This is a genomic window from Bradyrhizobium sp. NAS96.2 (assembly GCF_001908235.1).
Lineage (GTDB): Bacteria > Pseudomonadota > Alphaproteobacteria > Rhizobiales > Xanthobacteraceae > Bradyrhizobium.
Genome location: NZ_LGHK01000391.1, coordinates 1 through 551 on the forward strand (window position 1 = coordinate 1; position 551 = coordinate 551).

Here is a 551-nt window from a genome sequence, read left to right on the forward strand (position 1 = left end):
GAACATCGTTCCCATAAATGCCCTTGAGCTGCGAGGCGATCGCGACGTCGTCGGACGACAGGAAAGCCGTCTTGCTGTTGAAATCGATCTGCGAGCTCACCTTGGCCTGCGCCAGGGCGTCCGCAGCCGCAGCCGCGCGATCGCGCAACTCGGCGAACTGTCTTGCCTGCGCGGCCGTCTCCTTGCCGCCATTGGCCTGGACGGCCGAGGTCTCGGCGGCCGTTGCGCGGAAGGCCGCGAGCGCGGCGTCGCCGAGCCCGACCGCCCTGGTATCGGCCTCCTGGACCTCGGTATGCTTGCGCAGCGAGTTGATAGCGCGATCGACGGGATCTAAGGCCGCATCACCCCTCGTCGCAACATTGGACGGCCGGCCGAACTGCAGGCCGGTCAGGCCGGCTTGCATCGACTTGAGCGACGCGGCCTGCCCCTGCCAGGCGAATTCATTCTGCGCGCCGCTTGTGTCGGAGATCGAGGTCCCGGTCCCGGCGTACCACTTGATATCCTCCGGCCGGATGCGCTGGACCGACGAGCTCAGGACACGGCCGGCCGAC

General features: G+C 67.5%; 1 pseudogene. It reads right to left on the reverse strand.

Annotated features, from left to right (window positions below):
• Positions 1-551, reverse strand: a pseudogene (locus AC628_RS44620) (hypothetical protein); the annotation flags it as partial.